The following is a 23753-nucleotide window of genomic DNA, read 5'->3' as shown; positions in this document are numbered from 1 at the left end:
CACATCCTACCCCGCCCCTCCTGCGCGCTCCCTGGGCGTGGGCGCCCTGTTACGGGCCCGGCGACAGCCGGGGGACGGTCAGGGGACGGGCAGGGGACGGCCCGCCGGGCGGTCCCTCCGGGCCGGGATACGCTGGTCGGGTGAGAGCTTCTGGAACCGCACCTGTCGTCGGCGTCGTCGGAGGCGGGCAGCTCGCCCGCATGATGGCGCCCTCCGCCACCGCCCTGGGCATCGAGCTGCGCGTGCTCGCCGAGGGCCCCGACGTCTCGGCCGTCGCCGCCGTGCCCACCGCCCCGGTCGGCGACTACACCGACCTCGAGGCGCTGCGCCGGTTCGCCGCGGACGTGGACGTGCTGACCTTCGACCACGAGCACGTGCCCACCGAGCACCTGCACGCCCTGCTCGCGGAGGGCGTCGCCGTCCGCCCCGGGCCGGACGCCCTGGTGCACGCCCAGGACAAGCTGCGGATGCGCGAGGCCGTGCAGCGCCTGGGCCTGCCCAACCCCCGGTGGGCGGCGGTGGCCGACGCCGACGAGCTCGTGGCCTTCGGCGAAGAGGCCGGCTGGCCCGTGGTGCTCAAGACCCCGCGCGGGGGCTACGACGGCAAGGGCGTCATGGTGCTGGACACCGCCGCCGACGCCCGTGGCGAGGAGCCGGCGCAGTGGTTCGCGCGCACGGACGGACCGCTGCTGGCCGAGGAGAAGGTGCCGTTCTCCCGCGAGCTCTCGGCCCTCGTGGCCCGCACGCCCTCCGGCGAGGTGCGTGCCTGGCCGGTCGTGGAGTCCATCCAGGTGGCCGGCGTCTGCGACGAGGTGCTCGCCCCCGCCCCGGACCTGCAGCCGGCGGTGGCCGCCGCCGCCGCCCACGCCGCCCTGACCCTGGCCACCGAGCTCGGGGTCACGGGCGTGCTGGCGGTGGAGCTGTTCGAGAGCCCCGGCCGCGGCCCCGGGTTCCTCGTCAACGAGCTGGCCATGCGCCCGCACAACTCCGGGCACTGGACGATGGACGGGTCCGTGACCAGCCAGTTCGAGCAGCACCTGCGCGCGGTGCTCGACCTCCCCCTCGGGGAGACCGGGCTGATCGGCGGGTCCGCGGTGATGAAGAACTACCTGGGCGGGGCCAACCAGGACCTCTTCGGCGCCTACCGGGACGCGATGAGCGCCGAGCCCCGCGCCAAGATCCACAACTACGGCAAGGCGGTGCGGCCCGGACGCAAGATCGGCCACGTGAACATCACGGGCGCGGCGGACGAGATCCCGGAGCTGCGCCGCCGGGCGTCCCGCGCCGCGGCCGTGCTGCGCGACGGCCGGGCCTGACCAGCGTGCCCCTCACGGTCCGTCCAGCCGGGACGGCTACCGTAGCCCCAGACCGGAGTGCGGTTGCGCCGCGCACCACCCCAGCAGTCCAGGAGTGCCAGTGAACGAGAAGCAGCAGCCCGTCGTGGGCGTCGTGATGGGGTCGGACTCCGACTGGCCCGTGATGGAGGCCGCGGCCACCGCCCTGGACGAGTTCGGCATCGCCTACGAGGTCGACGTCGTCTCCGCCCACCGGATGCCCGCCGAGATGATCGACTACGGCCGGCGCGCCCACGACCGCGGCCTGCGCGTGCTCATCGCCGGGGCCGGGGGCGCCGCCCACCTGCCCGGCATGCTCGCCTCCGTGACCCCGCTGCCCGTGATCGGGGTGCCCGTCCCCCTGCGGACGCTCGACGGCATGGACTCGCTGCTGTCGATCGTGCAGATGCCCGCCGGCGTGCCGGTGGCCACCGTGTCCATCGGCGGGGCCCGCAACGCCGGACTGCTCGCGGCGCGCATCCTCGCCGCGGGCGCGGACGACCGGGCCGCGCAGCTGCGCGAGCAACTGGTGCACTTCGCCTCCGAGCTGCGGCAGACCGCCCAGGACAAAGGCGCCGCCCTGCGCTCGCGCCTCGGCGCCTGAGCCCGCCGCCCCGCCCTTCCCCACCCGCCCTTCCCCGCCGGAGCTGCCCGTGAACGGCCACACCCCCCGCGCCGAGCCGGACCCCCGTCCGCCGCACCGCCGACCTGATCCGGGACCCGGCTCCGGCGCGACGCCCGAGGACGCCGTCACCGCCGTGCGGCGGGGCGACGACGACGCCGCGTCCCCGCCGCGGCTCACGGACCCGCTGCGCCACCCGCAGCACGCCGGGGAGGGCACGCGCGCCCGGCGCGCCTGGACGCTGCTCCTGTCCACGCTCGTGGTTCCCGGCAGCGCCCAGCTCGTCGCGGGCCGGCGGGCGACGGGGCGCGCCGCCCTGAAGGCCGACGTGGTCGTCTGGGCGGCCCTGGCCCTGGCCCTCGTGAGTCTCCTGCTGTGGCGGACTCCTCTGATCTGGTTCCTGACCAACTCGCTGACGTCCCTGCTGCTGATCGCCGTGCTGCTGGGCCTGGCCCTGGGGTGGGCGTTCCTCTTCTTCGACACGCTGCGCCTGATCCGGCCCGGACTGCTCGCGCAGCGCACCCGCCGGGCGGTGGCCGCCGCCACCGTGGCGCTCATGCTCGTCACCTCGGGCGGGCTGGCCTACTCCGCCTATCTGCTGTCCGTGACCCGCGGGGCGGTCTCGGACGTCTTCGGGGGCGGACTGCCCTTCCGGCCCGCGGACGGGCGCTACAACATCCTGCTCATGGGCACCGACTCCGGGGAGGACCGCTCGGGCCGCCGCCCCGACTCGATGACGGTGCTCAGCGTGGACGCCGACTCCGGGCGGACCGTGACCATCTCCCTGCCCCGCAATCTGCAGAACGCCCCCTTCCCCGAGGACTCCCCGCTGGCCGAGGTCTACCCCGAGGGCTTCGACTGCGGCGACGAGTGCATCCTCAACGCCCTCTACACCGACGTCACGAACAACCACGCCGAGCTGTACCCGGACGCCGCGGACCCCGGCGCCGAGGCCATGAAGGACGCCGCGTCGGGGGTGCTCGGCATCGAGGTCCAGGCCTACGCGATCGTCGAGATGAACGGCTTCGAGCAGCTCGTGGACGCCCTCGGCGGGATCACCATCGACGTCGGCGGGCGCGTGCCGATCGGCGGCGGCACCGACCTGGTCACCGGCCTGCCGAACGAGATCTTCGGCTACATCGAGCCGGGCGTCCAGCACCTGGACGGCTACCACGCCCTCTGGTACGCCCGGTCCCGCGAGGGGGCCACCGACTACGACCGGCAGGCCCGCCAGCGCTGCGTGCAGGCCGCGATGCTCAAGCAGCTGAACCCCGTCAACGTCCTCGCCCGGTTCCAGGACCTCGCGGAGTCCGGCACGCAGGTCGTCGAGACCGACATCCCGCAGAGCCAGATCGGCTCGTTCGTGGACGTGGCCCTGAAGGCCAAGGAGCACGAGCTGGCGCAGTTCGCCGCCGGCCCGCCCTACTACGACCCGTCCTTCCCGACCTACCCGGACTACGACCGGCTGCACGAGGACCTCGCCCAGGTGCTGGAGGAGGCCACCGACCGCGGGGCCCGGCAGGCCGAGGCGCTGCCGCGCGGCGCGGCCGTGGGCCCGGGGGTCGCCATGGCCGTCCCGGTCCCGGCCGCGCTCCCCCGGGTGCCCGCCGAGGAGCTCACCCCCAACGGCACCTGCTCCGTGCCCTGACCTGGGCCGCCGTCCCGGCCCGGGGGCCCGGGCGACCGCGCCGGGGGCTCCTGGACGCACCGGTACAGTGGGGGCGTGGCGAACATACTTCAGTCGAATGCATGGGCCGATTTCCAGCGGAACCTGGGGCACCGGGTGTTCCAGGCCTCCGGGGACGGGTGGCGCTACCTCGCGGTCCTCGAGGGCGGCCGGCTCGGCCGCTACCTGTACTGCCCGTACGGCCCCGAGGCCGGCACCCCCCAGGCCTTCGAGGAGGCGCTCGAGCACCTCGTGCGCACGGCCCGGGAGGAGCGGTGCTGGTTCGTCCGGGTGGAGCCCGTGGACGCCGCCGTGACCGACGGGCTGGAGACCCCCGAGGCCTCGCTGCGCCGCCGCGGTCTGCGCCCGGCGCCGCGCCAGGTCCAGCCCGGGCACACCCAGGTGATCGACCTGACGCAGGACGAGGACGCGATCCTCAAGGACATGAAGTCCACCAACCGCAACCTGCACCGCAACATCGCCAAGAAGGGCGTGACGTTCACCGCGTCCACCGACCCGGGGGACGTCGACGTCCTGCTGGGCTTCCTCGACGCCACCGCCGAGCGCAAGGACTTCACCCGGCAGCAGGACGCCTACCTGCGCGAGGCCGCGCGCACGCTCATGCCGCTCGGTGCGGCCGTCCTGTACGTGGCGCAGCTGGACGGGCAGCCCATCGGCGCCTCGCTCGTCTACGACTCCGACGACACCCGCACCTACGCCCACGCCGCGATGGACTTCGAGCACCGCAAGCTCTCCGCGGGCATCCCGCTGGTCGTGCGGATGGTGCTGGACGCCCGGCAGAAGGGCCTGCGCCGCTTCGACCTGTTCGGCACGGCCCCCGAGGGCGCGGACCCGGAGCACGCCTGGCACGGCTTCACGAAGTTCAAGAAGTCCTTCGGCGGCCGCCCGGAGGCCTACCCGGGGACCTGGGACCTGCCGGTGGGCCGCAGCCGGTACGCGGCCTACACCGGCCTGCGCGCCGCCCGCGAGACGGCCGCCTCGGCGCGCCGGGAGCTCCCGGGAGTGCCCGGGCGGCTCCGCGCGGCCCTCGCCCACCGCCGGGACGCCTGAGCGGATCGGCGCGGAGGCCGCGCCGGTCCCCGGACCGAGGCCCCGGAGGCGACGCAGCGCCGAGGCATCGCCACGACCGCGCCCGTCGCCGGGTTGCCGGTGCGGCCGCGTCAGCGCCCGGCCGCGTCGCGCAGCGCGGAGAGCCCCTCCCCGACCACCCGCCGGGTGAGTGCCCGGGCCCGCCGGGTCCGGGAGCGGCCGGTGCCCCCCGCGCCGTCGCCGTCGGCGGGCGCGGCGGCCGTCTCGGGGCCGCCCGGGGACCAGGACCGCGCCGGGGCGGGCGCCTCCAGGCCCAGCTCCGCGGCGACGGCCGTGCCGGTGCGCGCCGCGACGGCGTCGGCCGCCTCCGCCGAGAACTCCCCGGCCGGGCTGCGCCCCAGGGACTTCTCCCACGGACCCAGCACCGGCCGTTCCGTGCCGGCCAGCTCGCGGACCACCTGCGGCACGTCCGCCTCGTCCGGGTCCCCGCCGTCGAGGCGCTGCACGCGGCGCTTCTGCAGCTCCACGAGCCCGGTGAGCAGCAGGGCGTCGTCCAGGCCCAGATCGCGGCCCCGGCGGGTGAAGCCCAGGCGGTAGATCATCGCCAGCCCGCGCGTGTGCACGAACCAGAGGTAGCCCAGGGCGGTCTCGGCCCCGACGTCGCCCTCCTCGGTGGCCACGAGCAGCAGGGAGTCGTCCCCCAGGTCCTCGAGCAGCTGCGTGATGAGCCGGGTGCGCAGCCCGATGTTGGCCAGCGCCCGGCTCTGCGCGGTGACCTCGCGCACGGTCACGCCGGGGGTGCGCAGGGCCGCCCGGCACCGGCCCAGGGTCGCCTCGGAGAGCCGGCGGGAGAGGTCCTGCTGGGTCTCCCCCAGCGGGACCTCCAGCCGGCGGGGCTCGTCGGGGCCGCCGCCGGTGGCCGGCCGCGCGAAGCCGGCGGCCGCCAGGGCCTCGGCCGTGCCCGGCGTGCGCAGCGTGTCGGGCTGGAAGCGCAGCAGCTCCGCCGCGTGCTCCTCCCGGGCCCAGAGCGCCAGGGCCTCGGCGACCACCGGCAGGTCCTGGGGCCGGTGCACGTGGGCGTGCACCGTGCCGGCGACCACGCGCTCGGCCTCCGAGCGCAGGTGGAGCTGGGCGTAGCCCACGGTGCGCTGCTCGGCGTCGTGGACCATGACCCGGTCCACCCGCAGGCCCGGGCCCTCGGCCGAGATCTGGGCCTGGCCGATCCCCCACAGCTGCTGGGGGTGGCCGCCGGTCACCCGGACGGTGGCGTCCCAGGTCTTGCGGTTGGGGCACGGGCTGACCGTGGTGCTCACGATGGAGTCCTCCTCATCACCCGGGCGCCCCGCCCCGGTGGGGGGACCGCGGTCGGCGCCCGCAGTTCGGCACCAGTCTAGGGCGGCCGGTCGCCGCATCGGCCCCCGGACACGGCATGACGGGGACGGCGAGGACCCCCCGTGCCGGTGGCCGGCCCGAGGGGTCCTGTGCCGGCCGGACGGGCTGGGGCGCCGGGGTCAGCGGCGGGCGTACTTCTCCCACTTCGCGGCGAGGTGCTCGGCCTCGACCATGCGCACGGTCCCGGAGCGGGAGCGCATCACGATGGACTGGGTGGTGATCCGCCGGCCGCGGTAGCGCACACCCCGCAGCAGGTCGCCGTCGGTGATGCCCGTGGCGGCGAAGAAGCAGTTGTCGGAGGTGACGAGGTCGTCCGTGGAGAGCACCGCGTCGACGTCGAGACCGGCGTCGACGGCCTTCTGCCGCTCCGCGTCGTCGACCGGCGCGAGCCGGCCCTGGATGATCCCGCCGGTGGCCTTGACGGCGCACGCGGTGACGATGCCCTCCGGGGTGCCGCCGATGCCCATCATGACGTCCACGCCGGTGCCCTCGCGGCACGCGGCGATCGCGCCGGCCACGTCCCCGTCGAGGATCATCCGGGTGCGGGCACCGGTGGCGCGGATCTCGTCGACGAGCTTCTGGTGCCGGGGGCGGTCCAGCACGCACACGGTGAGCTGGTTGACGTGGATGCCCTTGGCCTTGGCCACCAGGTGCAGGTTCTGCTTGACCGGCAGGCGCAGGTCCACGAAGTCCGCGGCCTCCGGGCCCACCACGAGCTTGTCCATGTAGAACACGGCCGAGGGGTCGAACATCGACCCGCCGTCGGCCACCGCGATGACGGCCAGGGCGTTGTTCATGCCCAGCGCCGTGAGGCGGGTGCCGTCGATGGGGTCCACCGCGACGTCGGAGGCCGGCCCGGAGCCGTCGCCCACCTGCTCGCCGTTGAACAGCATGGGCGCCTCGTCCTTCTCGCCCTCGCCGATGACCACGGTGCCGTTGAAGTGCACGGTGGAGAGCAGGGCCCGCATGGCGTCGACCGCGGCCCCGTCGGCGGCGTTCTTGTCGCCGGCGCCCACCCACTGGCCCCCGGCGATCGCCGCGGCCTCGGTCGTGCGCACCAGCTCCATCGCCAGGTTGCGGTCGGCCACGTTGTTGCTGGATGCCTTGGTCGTTCCGGGGGATTCCTGGGCCACGATGTTCCTCACCTTCGAGTTTCGGGTCTGCGGGCCACCGGGCCGGGATCGGCCGTGGCGCGGACCGCGTCCCGCCCAGCATATCGCCCGCCCGTCCGCGCGCTGGGAGCCGGCTCACAGTCAGCCCGGCGGTGCGACCGCGACCTCCCGGACAGGGCACAATGGACCCGTGAGTTCCCCGACCCCCGACCGTTCCGCCGAGCCGCCCGCGGACGCGCCCCGTGCGGCCGCGCCCGGGTCCGCGCCCAGCCCCGGGACGCCGCCCCTGCCCCAGATCACGGAGAAGCAGGCGCGGCGGATCAACGCCCCCGTGCAGGGCATGATCATCTCGATGGCCGTCCTGCTGCTGCTGGTGCTGCCGTTCGTGTGGCTCCAGCCGCGCCCGGACGCCCAGCCGTACCGCCCCGACATCGACGTGGCGCAGGAGGCGGACTACGTGGCCGAGGAGGCCCCGTTCCCGCCGGTCGTCCCCGAGCCGGGTGAGGACTGGACGGCCAACTACGCCCGCTGGGACGCCGGGGCCGCGGAGGGCGTGCCCTACTGGGAGATCGGCTGGGCCACCCCGCAGGGCAACTTCATCGGCCTCGTGCAGACGTCCCTGGCCAACCCCACGTGGCTGGCCCAGCAGACCGAGGCCGTGCCCGTCTCCGCGACCGCCGAGGCCGGGGGCGTGCAGTGGGACGTCCACGTCCGGGAGGAGTCCCGGGACCGGGACGCCCTGACCGTCTACTCCGGCGAGGTCGACGGCTCCACCGTGGTGCTCAAGGGCGACGCGCCCGGCGCCGAGCTGGACCACCTCGCCACCGCAGTGACCGCGGCACTCGCCGAGGTCTCCGACCCCGCACCCACGGAGCAGCCATGACCCCCGAGATCCGATCCGACGACTCCTCGCCCCGCACCCCGGCCGCCGCCTGGCAGCGCCTGCGCGAGGGCAACGCCCGCTTCGTGGCCGGCGAGTCCCTGCACCCCAACCAGGACGCCTCCCGCCGGCAGTCCGTGGCGGGCGGACAGGACCCGTTCGCGGTGATCTTCGGCTGCTCGGACTCCCGGCTGGCCGCCGAGATCATCTTCGACCTCGGGCTCGGGGACGCCTTCGTGGTCCGCACCGCCGGGCAGGTCATCGACGACGCCGTGCTCGGCTCGATCGAGTACGCCGTGGCCAACCTGGGCACCCCGCTGGTCATGGTCCTGGGCCACGACTCGTGCGGGGCGGTCAGCGCCACGCACGCGACCGCGCACTCCGGGGACATGCCGCGCGGCTTCCAGCGGGACCTCATCGAGCGGATCATGCCGTCCGTGCTCGACGCCCGGCGGCACGGGGAGCCCGACGTCAACTCGGCCGTGGTCGAGCACACCAAGCAGACGGCCTCCCGGCTGCTCGAGCAGTCGCGAATCATCAACGAGGCCGTCTCGCAGGGCGAGGTGGCCGTGGTGGGCGTCTTCTACCACCTGCAGGACGGGCAGGCCGAGCTCGTGCACGGCCACGGGACCTGGCTGCCGGCCCGCTGAGGACCCCGGACGCCGCGGGTCACCGTGCCGGGCGTCACCTCGGGCTGACCTAGACTGACGCCATGGCGAACACCACCACAGACACCACGGCAAACAGCACGGCAGCGTCCACCGAGTACCGCATCGAGCACGACACCATGGGCGAGGTGCGGGTGCCCGCACAGGCCCTGTACCGCGCCCAGACTCAGCGCGCCGTCGAGAACTTCCCCATCTCCGGCAGGACCCTCGAGCCCCAGCACATCGTCGCGCTGGCGCAGATCAAGAAGGCCGCCGCCCTGGCGAACGCGGAGCTGGGGGTGCTCGACGACGAGCGCGCCCGCGCGATCGCCGAGGCCGCGGACCAGGTCGCCACGGGCCGGTACGACGAGCACTTCCCGATCGACGTGTTCCAGACCGGCTCCGGGACGTCCTCCAACATGAACACCAACGAGGTCCTGGCCACCCTGGCCAGCCGGGCGCTGGAGGGCAAGGGCGTCGAGGTCCATCCCAACGACCACGTCAACGCCTCCCAGTCCTCCAACGACGTCTTCCCGACCTCCGTGCACGTGGCCGTCACGGGCGCCCTGGTCAACGACCTGGTCCCCGCCATGACGCAGCTCGCCGAGTCCCTCGAGCGCAAGGCCGCCGAGTTCCGGGACGTCGTGAAGTCGGGGCGCACGCACCTGATGGACGCCACCCCGGTGACCCTGGGCCAGGAGTTCGGCGGATACGCCGCCCAGGTGCGCTACGGCATCGAGCGCGTCCAGGCCGCCCTGCCCCGCGTGGCCGAGGTGCCCCTGGGCGGGACCGCAGTGGGCACCGGCATCAACACCCCCGCCGGGTTCTCCGCCCGCGTGATCGAGCTGCTGGCCGAGGAGACCGGACTGCCGATCACGGAGGCGCGCAACCACTTCGAGGCCCAGGCCAACCGGGACGGCCTCGTCGAGGCCTCGGGGCAGCTGCGCACCGTGGCCTACAGCTACATGAAGATCAACAACGACCTGCGCTGGATGGGCTCCGGCCCCAACACCGGCCTGGGCGAGATCCTCATCCCCGACCTGCAGCCGGGCTCCTCGATCATGCCGGGCAAGGTGAACCCGGTGATCTGCGAGTCCACGATCCAGGTCTGCGCCCAGGTGATCGGCAACGACACCACGGTGTCCCTGTCCTCCACCAACGGAGCCTTCGAACTCAACGTGGGCATCCCGGTCATGGCCTCCGCCCTGCTGGAGTCGATCCGGCTGCTCGCCAACTCCTCGCGGGTCATGGCGGAGAAGATGATCGACGGGCTCGAGGCGAACGTGGAGCGCTGCCGGTTCCTGGCCGAGGCCTCCCCCTCCATCGTGACCCCGCTGAACAAGGCCATCGGCTACGAGGCCGCCGCGAAGATCGCCAAGCACGCCGTGGCGAACAAGATGACGGTGCGCGAGGCGACTCTCGCCCTGGGCTACGTCGAGAACGGGCAGCTCACCGAGGAGGAGCTGGACCGCGCGCTGGACGTCACCACGATGACGGGCCCCAACGCCTGACCCGGCGCGAGGCACGCGCGGAAGGGGGTCGCCCCCGCACCGGACACGGTCCCGGTGCGGGGGCGACCCCCTTTTCGTCGTCCGGCGGCTCCCGCCCCGGACCGGTGCTCCGGATCAGGAGGTCACGGCGGGGCCGGACTCGCCGGACTTGGAGAGCTCCTTGATGAACTCGTGGCACTGCTGGGCCCGTGCGGAGTCCTCGGACATCACCTTCTCGAAGAAGTCGGCGATGTCGTCGCGGCCGGCGTTGCGGGCGTCCCGCACGTACTGGCCGTAGTCGTGACCTGCTTTGAGCGCGTGGTACTGCACGGACACCAGGTCGTAGGTGACGTCGTCGAAACCCGTCTCTCCTGTGGCCATGTTGCTCCTCCTTGCTCGTCGGTGCTGCGGGTGCGGACGCTTCCGAGTCTAGGAACGTGTGCACCGGCCCACAAGTAAGCACGCTGTGTTTCTTGTGCGTCGTTCCCCCGCGGCGGCTCCCCGCGGCGTCGGCCGCTCCCGGTCCGGACCGGGAGCGGCCGCCGGCTCAGACCACGAAGCGCGCCCGGCCGTCGTGGGCCAGGGCCGCGTCGAGCCGCGCCCGCTGGTGCGGCGGGAGCTCCGGGGTGTCGGACGGGTGGTACCAGCCGACCTCGAGGGACTCGTCGTCGTTGACCCGGGCCTCCCCGGAGACCCAGCGGCAGCGGAAGGTGTGGTCGAGGAACTGGCACCGGTCCCCGTTGGGGTACTGCACCGGCTCGCCGGCCTTGATCGCCACGAGGTCCTCCACGACGGCGACGACGCCGGTCTCCTCCAGGCACTCCCGCACCGCCGTGACCGCCGGTTCCTCGCCGGGTTCCACGATCCCGCTGACCAGCCCCCAGTTGCCGTTGTCGCTGCGCCGGGCCAGCAGCACCCGGCCGTCGTCGCGCAGGACGACGGCGGTGACCGCGGGCAGCCAGAGCAGGTCGTGGCCGATCTTCTCCCGCAGGGAGAGGACGAACTCGGGGACGGGCATGGGCGATCCTTGTCCGGCGGTGGTCGGCCCGGGGGCCGGGGGTCCCGGCCCATTCTGGCAGGCGCCCGCGGGCCGGCGCGGCACGGATCGCGCGGCACGGGCCGGCCGGGGCGCTCAGAGCAGCAGCAGCACCCCGAGGGCGCCGCTGATCATCGCCGGGCCGAAGGCCACGCGGGTCCGGGCCCCGGCCCGGCCCGCGACCACCAGCAGGGCCCCGGCCAGACCGCCGAGCACGAACCCGGCCGCCGCGCCGAGCACTGCGTGCCACACCGAGGCGGAACCCAGGCACATGCCCAGCAGCCCGGACAGCCGGACGTCGCCCATACCCATCCCGGCGGGATGCAGCAGGCGGAGCAGGACGTAGATCCCGCCCATCACCGCCAGGCCCCACAGCATCCACAGCAGCCGCACCGGCTCCCCGGCCACGAGCGCCGCGGCGCCCAGCAGCCCGCCGCACACGGGATAGAGCGGGCGCACCACCCGGCCGGGCAGCAGGTGCTCGCGCACGTCCGTGCGCCACAGCCACGCGCACCCGCCGGCCAGCACCAGCAGGCCGGCCGCCGCGAGCGCCCCGGCGGCCCAGCCCGCGGCGTCCCCGCGGGCGAACTGGTCGGTCAGGAAGGCGCTCACACCGGGCATCGTAGCCGCCGGGCCGGCCGGCGGGCCCGGGCCCTGTGGACCGGTGCCGGCCTCCCTAGACTGGGGCCATGCCCCGCTCCCCCGCCCCCGCGCCCACCGATCCGGACGAGTTCGCCGCGCTGTGCCGGTCCTCGCCGTGGCGCTGGGACACCCTGCGCTTCGGGCTGTCCTGGCTCGCACCACCGGACCAGGCACCGCGCGAGCCGGTGCGGGCGTGGGTGCGCCGTCCGTCGGAGCTGCGCGTGGAGACCCTGGACGGGGTCCCCCTCTACACGGCCACCTCGCTGGAGCGCTCGCGCGACGACTTCTACGTGGCCTCCACCTCGTCGTCCTGGCTGCTCGCGCCGTCCCTCGTGACCCCGGTCTTCACCGACTCCGGCCTGGTGGAGCGCCGGCCGGAGGCCGCCTACGGGGACCCCGTCTTCGGCGGCGGCCGCTGGCAGGCCATCCTCGACCCGGTCGAGCTCGCCGGCAGCGCCCCCGTGCCGCCCTATCTGCCGGAGCGGCGCCCGTGCACAGTCGAGGAGGTCTTCACGGGCGTCCACCACGGGCGGGCGGTGCGCGGCGCGGTGGTGTCCCCGGGCTCCGCCTACACGCCGAGCACGCCGGGCCATCCGCTCGCCCCGGCCCGCACCCGGGTGCTGCTCGACGAGCGGACGGGCGTGTGCGTGCGCTCGGAGGTCCTCGAGGGGCCCCTCGCGGGCACCGGCCACGACCTGAGGATCGAGGCCGTCGACGACTACTTCATCGACGACCTCTTCACCTCCGTGCGGCTGGACCTCACCGACGTGAGCCGGCACCTGCCCTGGCCGGTCGGCCCCTGAGCCGACCGGCCACGGGCCGGCCTCAGGGCTCCAGGTCGCCCAGCACCTCCGTCACCAGCGCCGCGATCGGCGAGCGCTCCGAGCGGGTGAGGGTGACGTGGCCGAACAGCGGGTGGCCCTTGAGCGCCTCGACCACCGCGGTGACCCCGTCGTGGCGGCCCACCCGCAGGTTGTCGCGCTGGGCGACGTCGTGGGTCATGATCACCTTGGAGCCCTGGCCGATGCGGGAGAGCACCGTCAGGAGCACGTTCTTCTCGAGCGACTGGGCCTCGTCCACGATCACGAAGGCGTCGTGCAGGGAGCGGCCGCGGATGTGGGTCAGGGGCAGCACCTCGAGCATCCCGCGGTCGAGCACCTCCTCGACGACCTCCGGGGAGACCAGCGCCCCGAGGGTGTCGAAGACGGCCTGGCCCCACGGGTTCATCTTCTCCTCCTCGGAGCCGGGCAGGTAGCCCAGCTCCTGGCCGCCCACCGCGTAGAGCGGGCGGAACACCATGACCTTGCGGTGCTCGCGGCGCTCCATGACCGTCTCCAGGCCCGCGCACAGCGCCAGGGCGGACTTGCCGGTGCCGGCCCGGCCGCCGAGGGAGACGATGCCGACCTCGGGGTCCAGCAGCAGGTCGATGGCCAGCCGCTGCTCGGCGGAGCGGCCGTTGACGCCGAAGACGTCCCGGTCCCCGCGCACCACCCGGGCCGCACCGTCCGCGCGGATCCGCGCCAGGGCGCTGCCGCGGGTCGAGTGCAGGGTCAGGCCCGTGTTGGCCGGCAGGCCCTCCGTGCCCGGGACCACGACGGCCTCACCGGTGTAGAGCCGGTCCACGACGTCGTCGGGCACGTCCACGGACGCGGTGCCGGACCACTCGACGTCCGAGCCCACCCACTCCGCCCGGTACTCCTCGGCCTCCAGGCCCAGGGCGGAGGCCTTCACCCGCATCGGGAGGTCCTTGGACACGATGCACACGTCCCGGCCGTCGTTGGAGAGGCTCAGGGCCACCGCCAGGATCAGGGAGTCGTTGTCCTTGAGCCGGAAGCTCACGGGCAGCACGGTGTCCGAGACGTGGTTGAGCTCCACCACGAGGGTTCCGCCCTGGTCCCCGATCGGGACGGGACGGTTCAGCCCGTGGTGCTCCACCCGCAGGTCGTCGAGCAGGCGGAGGGCCTGCCGGGCGAAGTAGCCCAGCTCGGGGTCGTGCCGCTTGCCCTCCAGCTCGGTGATCACCACGACCGGCAGCACCACCTCGTGCTCGGCGAAGCGCAGGACGGCCCGTGGGTCGGACAGGAGCACCGAGGTGTCGATCACGTAGGAGCGCACCCCGGTCCGCGGCTGGGCGGCGCCCAGCGGGGCGGAGATGTCGACGATGCGCTCCGTGTTCTTGGAGATGCTCATGGCGGCCCTTCCTCCTCTGTCCGGCGGTCGGCGTCCGCGCCGCCCGCCTGAGGACAACGTACGCAGGCCGGACCCGCCGCGCGAGCAGAAACGGTGAACGAGGCGGAAATTGCCAGCGACGTCCCGGGGGGGTTCAGCCGCCGAAGCGCCGCTGGCGGGACGCGTAGTCGCGCAGCGCCCGCAGGAAGTCCACCCGCCGGAAGTCCGGCCACAGGGCCTCGCAGAAGTAGTACTCGCTGTAGGCGGACTGCCACATGAGGAAGCCGGAGAGCCGCTGCTCCCCCGAGGTGCGGATGAGCAGGTCCGGGTCCGGCTGCCCGCGGGTGTAGAGGTGCTCCGAGATGTGCTCCACCGACAGCTCCTGGGCCAGCTCCCGGACGTCGGCGCCGGCGTCGAGGGCCTCGGTGAGGACCTCCCGCACGGCGTCGACGATCTCCTGCCGGCCGCCGTAGCCCACCGCGATGTTCAGGTGCGGGCCGGCGTTGTCCGCCGTGCGCTCGGTGAGGTCGGCCAGGCACGCGGCCAGCCGCGGCGGCAGCATCTCGAGGGCGCCCACGGGCTGGACCCGGCAGATGCCCGTCTCGGAGAGGGTCTCCATGAGGTCCGAGATGATCTCGAGCAGGGGCTCCAGCTCCGCGGCCGGACGCTTGAGGTTCTCGGTGGAGAGGATGTAGAGGGTGACCACCTCGATGTCCAGCTCCCGGCACCAGCCCAGGAACTCCACGATCTTCTGCGCCCCCGCCTTGTGCCCGTCCGAGGTCGAGGCGCCGAACTGCTTGGCCCACCGCCGGTTCCCGTCCACGAGCACGCCGACGTGCTTGGGCAGCCGCCGCGGGTCGAGGTCGGCGGCGAGCCGGCGCTCGTAGAACCGGTAGAGCGGCCGTGGCTTGGGCATCTGTGGGTCCTCCCGAGGTCTCGCCCGCGGCGGGGGCCGCGGGTCCTGGTGCTGGTGCTCGTGCTGAGCGGGGTGCCTGGCGCGCCGCCGGAGCTGGTGGGGGCGGCGGACCCGGCCGTGTCGGCGGTCACGGGCCCGGGCGGCGGCCGGGGACGCCTCCTAAACTACCCGGTGGAGGATCGTCCGGATTCACCGCAGCACGCCGGAAGGAACACCATGGAGCACTCGCACGGGGGGCCGGCCCGCGCCGCCGCAGAGCTCGGGGAGGCGATCGAGCACCGGCTCGAGGACCTCGCGGAGCGCAAGCCCGCGTGGCGGGGCTGGATCCACGCCGGCTTCACGCCCGTCGTCGTCGCCCTGGGGCTCGTGGCGATAATGCTCGCCCCGACCACGGAGCTGCGCATCGCGTGCGCTGTGTACGGGGTCACCGGGATCCTGCTGTTCGGCGTGTCGGCGATCTACCACCGCGCCTACTGGCCCCGCCGGCTGCACATGGTCCTGCGCCGGATGGACCACTCCAACATCGCCCTGCTGATCGCGGGGACCTACACCCCGCTGGCCGTCGCACTGCTGGCCCCGGACCAGTCCCGGGTGCTGCTGAGCGTGATCTGGGCCTGCGCCGCGGGGCTGGTGCTCTTCCGGCTGCTGTGGACGCTCGCGCCCCGGTGGCTCTACACCCCGCTCTACGTGGTGATGGGCTGCCTCGCCGTCGTCTACCTCCCCCAGTTCTGGCAGACCAGCCCGCCGGCGGCGGTGCTCACCGCGGCGGGCGGCGCCGCCTACATCACCGGCGCGGTGTTCTACGGCACCAAGCGCCCGCGGCTGCTGCCCGAGGTGTTCAGCTTCCACGAGATCTTCCACGCCTGCACGGTCCTCGGCTTCGGGCTGCACTACGTGGCGATCATGCTCGCGATGCTCGGCTGAGTCAGTCCCCCGCCGCCAGCTCCTCGCGCAGCTCGGCGACCGTGTGGACCGGGGCGCGGCAGACGAAGTCCCGGCACACGTAGACCGTGAACCGCCCGCCCGGCGCCGTCCTCCCGCGTGCGGCGCCGGGCGCCCCGGGGGCGTCGGCGTCGATCACGTGGGTGCCCAGCACCGCGGCGGGCCCGACGGCGCGGCGGGCCTCGAGCTTGTCCTCGGCGGTCCCTCCGGCGAGCACCACGTGGGCCGGCGCGGAGACCAGCTCGGCCTGCACGGTGAGGGCCCGTCCCGCGGCGCGGGGCGAGCGCTGGGCCAGGAGCTGCAGCGGACCGAGCAGGGACGGGACGAGCCGGGCGCGGGCCTCGTCCTCGTCCAGGGCCCACAGCTCCACGAGCACCGCCGCGAGCACGGCGGCGCCGGCGGGCGTGACGTCGTCGAGGGGCTGGGCGCGCCCCGAGCCGCCGGCGGCCAGCAGCGGGGCGGGGACGTCGGCGAGGTCGGACCAGATCCGTCCCGGCGCCCGCTCCCCGCCGTCCGGGTCCGGGTGCGAGAAGCGCTCCTCGGCCGCGTCGGCGAGCGTGCGGGCCCGCCGGAGCCAGGCCGTGGCGCCGGTGGCCCGGTACAGGGCCAGGAACGCCTCGGCCAGCAGCGCGTAGTCCTCCAGCAGGCCCTCGATGGAGCGCTCCGCCGAGCCGGCGTGGCTGGTGCGCGCCAGCCGGCGGCGGCCGCCGTCCCAGTGCACCTCCCACAGGTGCCCGGCGGCCTCCTCGGCCGCGAGCAGCAGCGCGGGGTCCTCCAGCAGCACGCCGGCCTCGGCGAGGGCCGTGATCGCCAGCCCGTTCCACCCGGCCACGACCTTGTCGTCCCGGGCCGGGGCGGGCCGGGCCGCCCGGGCCGCCGCGAGCTCGGGCCGCGCGGCGTCCCACAGTGCCTGCTCCTCCTCGTCCAGGACGCGCCCCGGGTGCAGCGGCTGGGCGCGGCCGGCGGCCACCCCCATGAGGTCGGCCACGGCCGTGCCGCGCTCGGGGCCGAGCACCGCGGCCAGCTCGGCGCGGGTCCACACGTAGAAGGCGCCCTCCCCGCTGTGCACGTCCCCGTCCGCGGAGGGGCTGTCCGCGTCCAGGGAGGAGGCGAACGCCCCGCCGGGCAGGCGCAGCTCGCGCAGCAGGAACGCGGCCGTGGCCGCGGCCGTGCGCTCGTCGCCGCGGCCGGGCTCCCGGGCCGCGGCGCGCGCGTAGGCGCGCAGCAGCTGGGCGTTGTCGTAGAGCATCTTCTCGTAGTGCGGCAGGGACCACTCCCGGGTCACCGAGTAGCGGTAGAAGCCGCCGCCCACCTGGTCGAAGAGCGCGGAGACCCGCATGGCGCCGAGGGTGCGGCCCAGCAGGCCGCGGGCCTGCTCCGCGGCCGGTCCGCCGGGCCCGGCCGCGATCCGCTCCAGCAGCGGCAGCACGGTGGAGGGCGGGAACTTGGGGGCTCCGCCGAATCCGCCGTGGACCGGGTCCTCCTCCTGCAGGAGCACCTCGAGGGCCGCGGCGGTCGGGTCCGGGCCGTCCCCGGCCGCCGGCACGGGCACCGCGCCGGCGGCCAGGGCGGTGCGCAGGTCCTCCGCCTGTCCGGCGACGGCGCGGGCGACCGCGTCCGCGGCCTGCTCCAGCTCGCCGCGGCGGGTGGCCCACGCCTCCGTCACCGCCTCGAGCACCTGCCGGAAGGACGGCATGCCGTGGGCGGGGCGGGGCGGGAAGTAGGTGCCGGCGTGGAAGGCCCGGCCGTCCGGGGTGAGGAACACGCTCATGGGCCACCCGCCCTGGCTGGTGAGCAGCTGGGTGGCGCTCATGTAGACGGCGTCCACGTCGGGGCGCTCCTCCCGGTCCACCTTGACCGGCACGAAGTGCTCGTCGAGGTAGGCGCCGACCTCCGGGTCCTCGAAGGACTCGTGGGCCATCACGTGGCACCAGTGGCAGGCGGCGTAGCCGACCGAGAGGAACACCGGGACGTCGCGGCGGACGGCCTCGGCGAACGCGGCGTCGTCGAAGGGCTGCCAGGCCACGGGGTTGTCCGCGTGCTGGCGCAGGTAGGCGGAGGACTGTCCGGTCAGTCGGTTGGGCACGTGCGCTCCTCGGGTCTCGGGTCCGGCGCGGGGCCCCGAGGAAGGGGCCCCGGTCTCAGCCGCGCGGGTCGGGTCCTCCCGGGTCCTCGGCCGCAGAGCCCGGGGTCTCCCCGGCGGCCGGGGCGTCGGGGGCCTCCCGGGTGTAGCCGCCCACCTGCTCCTCGGCGGCGCGGCGCTCGGCGTACTCCGCGCGGTAGCGCATCCGCCGGTTGCGGCGGTTGAAGTCGAGCACGAGCAGGATCACGGCCACCGCGAGCACCAGGGACATGAGGAAGCCGGCCACCCCGGGGGTCACCTGGCTGGGGTCCAGCCCGGGGCGCAGCGTGCCCTCGTCGATCGGGTTTGGCGCCATCGCGGGGAGCAGGGCGAGCACGTTCAGCACGGCGGTCATCTCCTCGTTCAGCCCAGGATCCCGGCGAACAGGTCGTTCTCCGGCAGTGCGGTGGACACCCGCGAGTCCGCCAGCACGTAGTCCTCCCACGGCCACACCTCGGCCTGCATCTCGGCGGAGACGGCGAAGAACATCCCGTCCGGGGCCACCTGGGTGCGGTGGCTGCGCAGCGCCTCGTCCCGGCGCACGAAGGCGTCCGGGCACTGGATCTTTGTGGTGGTCTCGTGCCGGGGGGCGGGCGGGCGGTGGCCCTCCGGGTCGGTCTCCTGCCAGGCCGCGATCCGCTCCGCGTACGGCGACTGCAGGCCGCGCTGCTCGAGAGCCTCGTGCAGGGCGACGAAGCGCTCGAGGTTGAAGGCCCGGTCGTAGTAGAGCTTCAGCGGCGTCCAGGGCTCGCCGAGGCCCGGGTACCGGTCGGGGTCGCCGGCGGCGCGGAACGCCTCGACCGAGACGTTGTGGGTCTGGATGTGGTCGGGGTGCGGATACCCGCCGTTCTCGTCGTACGTGAGGATCACGTGCGGGCGGAACTCGCGCACGAGCCGCACCAGCGGGGCGGCGGCCCGCTCCAGCGGCTGCAGGGCGAAGCAGCCCCACGGCAGCGGCGGCAGCGGGTCGCCCTCGGGCAGGCCCGAGTCCATGAAGCCCAGCCACCGGTGCTGGATCTCCAGCGCGGCGGCGGCCTGGGCCATCTCCAGCCGGCGCAGGCCGGTCAGGTCCCGCTCGGCGTAGGGGTGGCCCTCCATCTCCCCGTTGAGGATCGAACCGCGCTCCCCTCCGGTGCACGTGGCCACCATGACCTCGACCCCCTGCCGGACGTAGTGGGCCATGGTCGCGGCACCCTTGCTCGACTCGTCGTCGGGGTGGGCGTGGACGGCCAGCAGGCGCATCTGGGACAGGGAGGTCACTCGGGAGGTCCTCTCGGGATCGGTCGGGGGTGGTGCGGCACGGCCGCTGCGGGCACGGGCCGCCCTCCATTTTACGCGTCCGCGGGGCCGCGGCGTGCCCGGGATGCTCCCAGCGGGCTCGGCTACAGTGGACGGGCGGTCGCCGGGCCCGGCGCCGCCTTCCCCGTTGCCGAGACCCGAGGCCGCCGTGTCCACCGACTCCCCCGCACTGCTCCGCGACCGCTACGGACGCCCCGCCCGTGCCCGCCGGCTCGGCCCGCGCGGCTGGCTGGGCCTGCTGGTGCTGGCGACCCTCCTCGCGGCCGTGTTCATCGTGTGGGTGGTCACCGCCCGGGGCGCGGCGCCCACGTTCAAGGACATCGGCTTCCAGGTCGTCTCCGAGGCGCGGGTGACGGCGGACTTCGACCTCACCAAGCGTCCCGGCGACGTGGTGACCTGCGCGGTCAGCGCCCTGAACGAGGAGTACGCCGTGGTGGGCTGGGCGGAGGTGACCGTCGGGGCGGTGCCCGAGGAGCAGCTGGGCGACGGCGGGACGAGCACCCACCGCGCCTCCGTGCGCACCACGAACCTGGCCACCACCGCGGTCGTCGACTCCTGCTGGGTCGAGGACGGCACGGCCGCCGCGGACGTGTCGTAAACCTCACCGTGCTTTGGGCCTTCCCCCGGCCCCGCCTAGACTGGGAGGTCAGGACTCCCCGTCCCCGGCCACCGGGCACCGTCCGCACGGACGGCCCGGCACCGGGGCGGGGACTTTGCGTTATGCGGATCCCCGCACCGACGACGGCGCCCGCGCCGTCGCTCCGGTCCGCCGCCGCCCGGGACGCCCCGGGCGGGCTCCGGCGGTCCGGCCGTCCGTCCACCGAGGAGAGAATGTGACCAAGACCAGCAACCAGGGCGCCTGGCTGACCCAGGAGGCCTACGACCGTCTGAAGAAGGAGCTCGACTACATCTCCGGGCCGTACCGGCACGAGATCGTGGAGCGCATCGACCAGGCCCGCTCGGAGGGCGACCTCAAGGAGAACGGCGGCTACCACGCCGCCCGCGAGGAGCAGGGCAAGAACGAGGGCCGCATCGCCCACCTCAAGGGCCTGCTCGAGAACGCCCAGGTCGGCGAGGCCCCCGCGGACGACGGGATCGTGGAGGCCGGCATGGTCGTCACCGCGGAGATCGCCGGGGAGCCGATGACCTTCCTGATCGGCTCCCGCGAGGTGGCCGAGGACCTGGCCGCCGGCAGCGACCTGGAGGTGTTCTCCGAGAAGTCCCCGATGGGCTCGGCCATCTCCGGTCACCAGGTCGGCGACGAGCTGTCCTACACCGCGCCCAACGGCAAGCAGATCCCGGTCAAGATCCTGGACGCCAAGCCGTTCCAGGGCTGAGCGTGCCGTGACGACCCACTGGCTGCGCAGCCCCGGGCCCGGCACCCGGGCCCTCATGGTGCTCACCGTGGTGCTCGGCGTCGTCGCCGTGGTCCTGCACTTCGCCGGCCAGGGCGATCCGGCGGCGAGCGCCCCCGGCAGCCTGCGCAACGTCTTCGTGTTCGCGACGTTCGTCAGCGGCTTCGCCACCTACCTCACCGGGCGGCGTCGCTCCTGACGTCGCCGCCCGCGCGCACGGCAGCGGCGCCGGTCCCCACGGGGGCCGGCGCCGTCGCCGTGCCGGGCGCGGCGCGCACCGGCGGGGCGCTCAGTGCACGACGACGGGGTGGAACCCCTCGGCCTCGAGCGCCCGGAGGACCTGGCGGCAGTGCTCGTGGCCCTTGGTCTCCATGTCGATCGTGATGGAGACGTCGCCCATGCTGAGCGCGCCGCCGATGCGGGTGTGGTCCACGCCGGTGACGTTGGCGTCCTGCACGGCGATGACCTTGGAGATCAGCGCCAGCTCGCCCGGCCGGTCGGTGAGCATCATCTTGATCGTCATGTACCGCCCGGCGGCGGAGAGGCCGCGCTGGATGACCTTGAGCATGAGCATGGGGTCGATGTTGCCGCCGGAGAGCACCACCGCGGTGCTGCCCAGGTCCGGGTACCGCTCCTGCAGCCGGCCGTCCAGCAGGGCGGCGACCCCCACGGCGCCGGCGGGCTCCACCACGAGCTTGTTGCGCTCCAGCAGGAAGATCAGCGCCTGGGCGAGGGAGTCCTCGGAGACCGTCACGACGTCGTCGACGAGCTCCTTGATGATGCTGAAGGGCAGCTGGCCCGGCTTCCCCACGGCGATGCCGTCGGCGATGGTCGAGACGCGCTCGAGGGTCACCAGGGCGTCCCCGGCGAGGGACGGCGGATAGGCGGCGGCGTTCTCCGCCTGCACGCCGATCAGCCGGATCGGCCGGCCCAGCTGCTCCGCGCGGGCCTTGACGGCCACGGCCACCCCGGCGAGCAGCCCGCCGCCGCCCACACCGGTGATCACGGTGTCGACGTCGGGGATCTGGTCGAGGAGCTCCAGGCCCAGGGTGCCCTGGCCGGCCACGATGTCCGTGTGGTCGAAGGGGTGGACGAAGACCGCCCCGGTCCGCTCGGCGTGGCGCTGCGCCTCGGCGAGCGCCTCGTCTACCGCGTCGCCGTGCAGCACGACCTCCGCGCCGTGGTCCCGGGTCGCGGCGACCTTGGGCAGGGCCGCACCCATGGGCATGTAGATGCGGGCGGTGATCCCCAGCCGGTCTGCGGCGAGGGCGACTCCCTGGGCGTGGTTGCCGGCGGAGGCGGCCACCACCCCGCGTGCCTTCTCCTCGGCGGTGAGCTTGGCCATCCGCACGTAGGCGCCGCGGACCTTGAAGGAGCCCGCGCGCTGGAGGTTCTCGGCCTTGAGGTTGACCTCGGTGCCGACCAGGCGGGAGAGGGCCCGCGAGTGGGCCACCGGCGTCCGGTCGATCACCCCGTCGAGCAGTGCGGCGGCGTCCTCGATGTCGGCGAGGCGGACGGGCAGGGCGGCCAGGCTCACGGTGGGTCTTCCTTGTCGGTGCGTGCGCGGGACCCGGGGGCGGGGCACGGCTCGCGCCCGCCGGCGGCGGGCGCGGTCCCCATCCTAGTCGGTGTCCGGAGACCGCCCGGGGGCCTCCCCGGTGCCGGCGCCGGCCTCCTCCGGCCGCTCGCCGCCATCCGGCCGTCCGTCATCCGGCCGTCCGCCGCCCGGCCGTCCGCCGCCCGGCCGTCCGGCGTCCCCGGCCGCGGTCCGGGTGCGGTCGGCCTTGCGCCCGCGCTTGAGCGCGGCCTGGAGGCGCTCCTGGGCCCGGGTCCGGCGGAAGCGCTGGAGCTGGGCCATGATCTGGTCCCGGGTCAGCTCGTTGCGGCTGGCGTGCTTCTTGATCTCCCAGGGGAAGTAGTAGGGCTCCCACGGGATCTCGTCGTCCCCCTTCCAGGTCCCGCCCACGAGGTAGCGCACCACCGTGTTGAGGAAGGCCATCACGGGCACCGCGAACAGGGCGCCGGCGATGCCGAAGAGGATCGTGCCGGAGGCCACGGCGAGGAACACGGCCAGCGGGTGCAGGGACACGGCCCGGCCCATGACGAGGGGCTGCAGGACGTTGGACTCGATCTGCTGCACCAGGAGGACGAACGCGAGCATGGCCAGGGCGGTGCCGAAGCCGTTGGCCACGAGGGCGACGAGCACGGCGACCGCGCCGGTCAGCACCGCGCCCACGATCGGGATGAAGGAGCCGAGGAAGACGAGGATGCCGATGGGCAGGGCCAGGGGCACGCCGAGGAAGAAGGCGCTCAGGCCGATGCCCACGGCGTCCACGAACGCCACGAAGCCCTGGATCCGGGCGTACTGCACGAGCGAGTGCCAGCCCCGCCGCCCGGCGCCGTTGACGGCGCGCCGGGCGCTGACCGGGAACAGCCGGACCAGGAAGAGCCAGATCCGCTCCCCGTCCATGAGGAAGAAGAGCAGCGTGAACAGCATGATGATGATGCCGGTCAGGACGTTGCCGGCCGTGGAGCCGAAGGACATGGCCCCGTTCAGGATGGCCTGGCTGTTGTCCTGCACCGTGGTGCCGAGCTCGTCGATCCAGTCGTTCACGCTGTCCGCGCTGAGGTTCAGGGGCCCGTCCTCGAGCCAGCCCAGCAGCTGCTGGGTGCCGACCACCACGTTCTCGGACAGCTGGGCGAAGCCGAGCACGATCTGCCGCCCGGCCAGCACGAGCAGGCCCACCACGAGGCCGATGAAGCCCAGGACGGTGAGGCCCGAGGCCAGACCGGCGGGCACGTGCTGGGCCCGCATCCCCTTCACCAGGGGGAACAGCAGGCCGGCGAGCAGCCCCGCGATGAGCACGGGGATGATGACCACCGTGATCGTGGAGAGCATGTAGCCGAACAGGCCCACGGCCGCGAGGATGATGAGCAGCCGCCACGACCAGGCGGCGGCGACGCGCACCGAGACCGCCACACCCCCGGCGGCGTTGCCGTGCAACGGCGGGAGCTCGTTGCCGGGCCCCGGGAGCGGGGGACGCTCGGCGTCGTGCGCAGTGGAAGGCATGGCATCATC

At 74.3% G+C, this 23753-nt stretch carries 24 protein-coding genes; 12 read left to right on the top strand and 12 right to left on the bottom strand.

Annotation, left to right across the window (positions count from 1 at the left end):
* The first annotated feature begins 200 nt into the window (after positions 1 to 200).
* From ABL57_RS14000 to ABL57_RS13985, 4 genes are all read left to right on the top strand, one after another.
* Complete coding sequence (locus ABL57_RS14000) at positions 201 to 1316, top strand: 5-(carboxyamino)imidazole ribonucleotide synthase (RefSeq protein WP_047804083.1); 1116 nt, start codon at positions 201 to 203, stop codon at positions 1314 to 1316.
* Positions 1317 to 1452: 136 nt separating this feature from the next.
* Positions 1453 to 1938, top strand: a complete 486-nt coding sequence (gene purE, locus ABL57_RS13995) for a 5-(carboxyamino)imidazole ribonucleotide mutase (protein WP_047804116.1) — start codon at positions 1453 to 1455, stop codon at positions 1936 to 1938.
* 49 nt (positions 1939 to 1987) lie between these two features.
* Positions 1988 to 3604 (top strand): LCP family protein, encoded by a 1617-nt coding sequence (locus tag ABL57_RS13990; protein WP_047804082.1) that lies wholly within the window; start codon positions 1988 to 1990, stop codon positions 3602 to 3604.
* A gap of 75 nt (positions 3605 to 3679) precedes the next feature.
* Positions 3680 to 4693, top strand: coding sequence for a peptidoglycan bridge formation glycyltransferase FemA/FemB family protein (locus tag ABL57_RS13985; RefSeq protein WP_047804081.1), 1014 nt, complete (start codon positions 3680 to 3682; stop codon positions 4691 to 4693).
* Between the two features lie 110 nt (positions 4694 to 4803).
* On the opposite strand, the gene ABL57_RS13980 is transcribed toward ABL57_RS13985, so the two are convergent.
* On the bottom strand, positions 4804 to 5985 hold the full coding sequence (locus ABL57_RS13980; RefSeq protein WP_047804080.1) for a hypothetical protein: 1182 nt from the start codon (positions 5983 to 5985) through the stop codon (positions 4804 to 4806).
* A 198-nt stretch (positions 5986 to 6183) separates the two neighbouring features.
* On the bottom strand, positions 6184 to 7131 hold the full coding sequence (gene glpX, locus ABL57_RS13975) for a class II fructose-bisphosphatase (protein WP_047804115.1): 948 nt from the start codon (positions 7129 to 7131) through the stop codon (positions 6184 to 6186).
* Between the two features lie 235 nt (positions 7132 to 7366).
* Between glpX and ABL57_RS13970 the strand changes: the two genes are divergently transcribed.
* From ABL57_RS13970 to ABL57_RS13960, 3 genes are all read left to right on the top strand, one after another.
* Positions 7367 to 8059, top strand: a complete 693-nt coding sequence (locus ABL57_RS13970; protein WP_047804079.1) for a DUF4245 domain-containing protein — start codon at positions 7367 to 7369, stop codon at positions 8057 to 8059.
* The gene (locus ABL57_RS13965) at positions 8056 to 8706 is read left to right on the top strand and encodes a carbonic anhydrase (protein ID WP_047804078.1); all 651 of its coding nucleotides are present in this window, start codon (positions 8056 to 8058) and stop codon (positions 8704 to 8706) included. The genes ABL57_RS13970 and ABL57_RS13965 overlap by 4 nt, the downstream gene beginning before the upstream one ends.
* Positions 8707 to 8768: 62 nt before the next feature.
* Positions 8769 to 10214: a class II fumarate hydratase gene (locus ABL57_RS13960; RefSeq protein WP_047804077.1), complete on the top strand. Its 1446-nt coding sequence runs from the start codon at positions 8769 to 8771 to the stop codon at positions 10212 to 10214.
* 114 nt (positions 10215 to 10328) lie between these two features.
* Here ABL57_RS13960 and ABL57_RS13955 read toward each other — a convergent pair whose 3' ends face one another.
* The 3 genes from ABL57_RS13955 to ABL57_RS13945 all read right to left on the bottom strand — a co-directional run bounded on the left by ABL57_RS13955 (position 10329) and on the right by ABL57_RS13945 (position 11850).
* Positions 10329 to 10574, bottom strand: a complete 246-nt coding sequence (locus ABL57_RS13955; protein WP_047804076.1) for a hypothetical protein — start codon at positions 10572 to 10574, stop codon at positions 10329 to 10331.
* A 166-nt stretch (positions 10575 to 10740) separates the two neighbouring features.
* Positions 10741 to 11211, bottom strand: a complete 471-nt coding sequence (locus ABL57_RS13950; protein WP_047804075.1) for an NUDIX domain-containing protein — start codon at positions 11209 to 11211, stop codon at positions 10741 to 10743.
* Positions 11212 to 11325: 114 nt separating this feature from the next.
* Positions 11326 to 11850, bottom strand: a complete 525-nt coding sequence (locus tag ABL57_RS13945; RefSeq protein WP_047804074.1) for a prepilin peptidase — start codon at positions 11848 to 11850, stop codon at positions 11326 to 11328.
* A gap of 68 nt (positions 11851 to 11918) precedes the next feature.
* Between ABL57_RS13945 and ABL57_RS13940 the strand changes: the two genes are divergently transcribed.
* Entirely contained in the window at positions 11919 to 12674 is a 756-nt protein-coding gene (locus ABL57_RS13940; protein ID WP_047804073.1) for a hypothetical protein, read from the top strand.
* A 22-nt stretch (positions 12675 to 12696) separates the two neighbouring features.
* Here ABL57_RS13940 and ABL57_RS13935 read toward each other — a convergent pair whose 3' ends face one another.
* Positions 12697 to 14061, bottom strand: coding sequence for a PhoH family protein (locus ABL57_RS13935; RefSeq protein ID WP_082157451.1), 1365 nt, complete (start codon positions 14059 to 14061; stop codon positions 12697 to 12699).
* A gap of 133 nt (positions 14062 to 14194) precedes the next feature.
* Positions 14195 to 14956, bottom strand: a complete 762-nt coding sequence (locus ABL57_RS13930; protein WP_047804072.1) for an isoprenyl transferase — start codon at positions 14954 to 14956, stop codon at positions 14195 to 14197.
* Between the two features lie 216 nt (positions 14957 to 15172).
* Here ABL57_RS13930 and ABL57_RS13925 point away from each other — a divergent pair, with 216 nt between their 5' ends.
* Positions 15173 to 15880, top strand: coding sequence for a hemolysin III family protein (locus ABL57_RS13925; protein WP_075872794.1), 708 nt, complete (start codon positions 15173 to 15175; stop codon positions 15878 to 15880).
* Position 15881: 1 nt separating this feature from the next.
* On the opposite strand, the gene ABL57_RS13920 is transcribed toward ABL57_RS13925, so the two are convergent.
* The 3 genes from ABL57_RS13920 to mca are packed head-to-tail and all read right to left on the bottom strand — an operon-like array spanning position 15882 to position 19262.
* Positions 15882 to 17984, bottom strand: coding sequence for a thioredoxin domain-containing protein (locus ABL57_RS13920; RefSeq protein ID WP_047804071.1), 2103 nt, complete (start codon positions 17982 to 17984; stop codon positions 15882 to 15884).
* Positions 17985 to 18039: 55 nt separating this feature from the next.
* Positions 18040 to 18375 (bottom strand): hypothetical protein, encoded by a 336-nt coding sequence (locus ABL57_RS13915; RefSeq protein WP_047804070.1) that lies wholly within the window; start codon positions 18373 to 18375, stop codon positions 18040 to 18042.
* Positions 18376 to 18383: 8 nt separating this feature from the next.
* The gene (mca, locus tag ABL57_RS13910; protein WP_047804112.1) at positions 18384 to 19262 is read right to left on the bottom strand and encodes a mycothiol conjugate amidase Mca; all 879 of its coding nucleotides are present in this window, start codon (positions 19260 to 19262) and stop codon (positions 18384 to 18386) included.
* A gap of 205 nt (positions 19263 to 19467) precedes the next feature.
* Between mca and ABL57_RS13905 the strand changes: the two genes are divergently transcribed.
* The 3 genes from ABL57_RS13905 (at position 19468) to ABL57_RS13895 (ending at position 20873) form a co-directional block, all read left to right on the top strand.
* Entirely contained in the window at positions 19468 to 19917 is a 450-nt protein-coding gene (locus ABL57_RS13905) for a DUF4307 domain-containing protein (protein ID WP_047804069.1), read from the top strand.
* A gap of 235 nt (positions 19918 to 20152) precedes the next feature.
* Entirely contained in the window at positions 20153 to 20656 is a 504-nt protein-coding gene (gene greA / locus ABL57_RS13900; protein ID WP_047804068.1) for a transcription elongation factor GreA, read from the top strand.
* A gap of 7 nt (positions 20657 to 20663) precedes the next feature.
* Positions 20664 to 20873 carry a hypothetical protein gene (locus tag ABL57_RS13895; protein WP_047804067.1) on the top strand — a complete coding sequence of 70 codons (210 nt, stop codon included), beginning with the start codon at positions 20664 to 20666 and terminating at the stop codon, positions 20871 to 20873.
* A 90-nt stretch (positions 20874 to 20963) separates the two neighbouring features.
* Here the strand turns inward: ABL57_RS13895 and ilvA are convergent, their stop codons facing one another.
* Positions 20964 to 22211 (bottom strand): threonine ammonia-lyase, encoded by a 1248-nt coding sequence (gene ilvA, locus ABL57_RS13890; protein WP_047804066.1) that lies wholly within the window; start codon positions 22209 to 22211, stop codon positions 20964 to 20966.
* 84 nt (positions 22212 to 22295) lie between these two features.
* Positions 22296 to 23744: an AI-2E family transporter gene (locus tag ABL57_RS13885; protein ID WP_053004977.1), complete on the bottom strand. Its 1449-nt coding sequence runs from the start codon at positions 23742 to 23744 to the stop codon at positions 22296 to 22298.
* Positions 23745 to 23753: the final 9 nt, after the last annotated feature.

The sequence above is a fragment of the Kocuria sp. SM24M-10 genome (assembly GCF_001027955.1).
Lineage (GTDB): Bacteria > Actinomycetota > Actinomycetes > Actinomycetales > Micrococcaceae > Kocuria > Kocuria oceani.
The sequence above is the reverse complement of the archived record's forward strand: the minus strand, read 5'-3'. Positions and strand labels throughout refer to the sequence as shown.

Excerpts from the sequence above, each read along its gene's own strand:
- ABL57_RS13955 (WP_047804076.1), bottom strand. The coding sequence starts at position 10,574 with ATGGCCACAGGAGAGACGGGTTTCGACGACGTCACCTACGACCTGGTG.
- ABL57_RS13925 (WP_075872794.1), top strand. The coding sequence starts at position 15,173 with ATGGAGCACTCGCACGGGGGGCCGGCCCGCGCCGCCGCAGAGCTCGGG.
- ABL57_RS13940 (WP_047804073.1), top strand. The coding sequence starts at position 11,919 with ATGCCCCGCTCCCCCGCCCCCGCGCCCACCGATCCGGACGAGTTCGCC.
- ABL57_RS13930 (WP_047804072.1), bottom strand. The coding sequence starts at position 14,956 with ATGCCCAAGCCACGGCCGCTCTACCGGTTCTACGAGCGCCGGCTCGCC.
- ABL57_RS13885 (WP_053004977.1), bottom strand. The coding sequence starts at position 23,744 with ATGCCTTCCACTGCGCACGACGCCGAGCGTCCCCCGCTCCCGGGGCCC.
- glpX (WP_047804115.1), bottom strand. The coding sequence starts at position 7,131 with ATGGAGCTGGTGCGCACGACCGAGGCCGCGGCGATCGCCGGGGGCCAG.
- ABL57_RS13915 (WP_047804070.1), bottom strand. The coding sequence starts at position 18,375 with ATGACCGCCGTGCTGAACGTGCTCGCCCTGCTCCCCGCGATGGCGCCA.
- purE (WP_047804116.1), top strand. The coding sequence starts at position 1,453 with ATGGGGTCGGACTCCGACTGGCCCGTGATGGAGGCCGCGGCCACCGCC.
- ABL57_RS13950 (WP_047804075.1), bottom strand. The coding sequence starts at position 11,211 with ATGCCCGTCCCCGAGTTCGTCCTCTCCCTGCGGGAGAAGATCGGCCAC.
- ABL57_RS13945 (WP_047804074.1), bottom strand. The coding sequence starts at position 11,850 with ATGCCCGGTGTGAGCGCCTTCCTGACCGACCAGTTCGCCCGCGGGGAC.
- ABL57_RS13935 (WP_082157451.1), bottom strand. The coding sequence starts at position 14,061 with ATGAGCATCTCCAAGAACACGGAGCGCATCGTCGACATCTCCGCCCCG.
- ABL57_RS13965 (WP_047804078.1), top strand. The coding sequence starts at position 8,056 with ATGACCCCCGAGATCCGATCCGACGACTCCTCGCCCCGCACCCCGGCC.
- ABL57_RS13960 (WP_047804077.1), top strand. The coding sequence starts at position 8,769 with ATGGCGAACACCACCACAGACACCACGGCAAACAGCACGGCAGCGTCC.
- mca (WP_047804112.1), bottom strand. The coding sequence starts at position 19,262 with ATGCGCCTGCTGGCCGTCCACGCCCACCCCGACGACGAGTCGAGCAAG.
- ABL57_RS14000 (WP_047804083.1), top strand. The coding sequence starts at position 201 with ATGATGGCGCCCTCCGCCACCGCCCTGGGCATCGAGCTGCGCGTGCTC.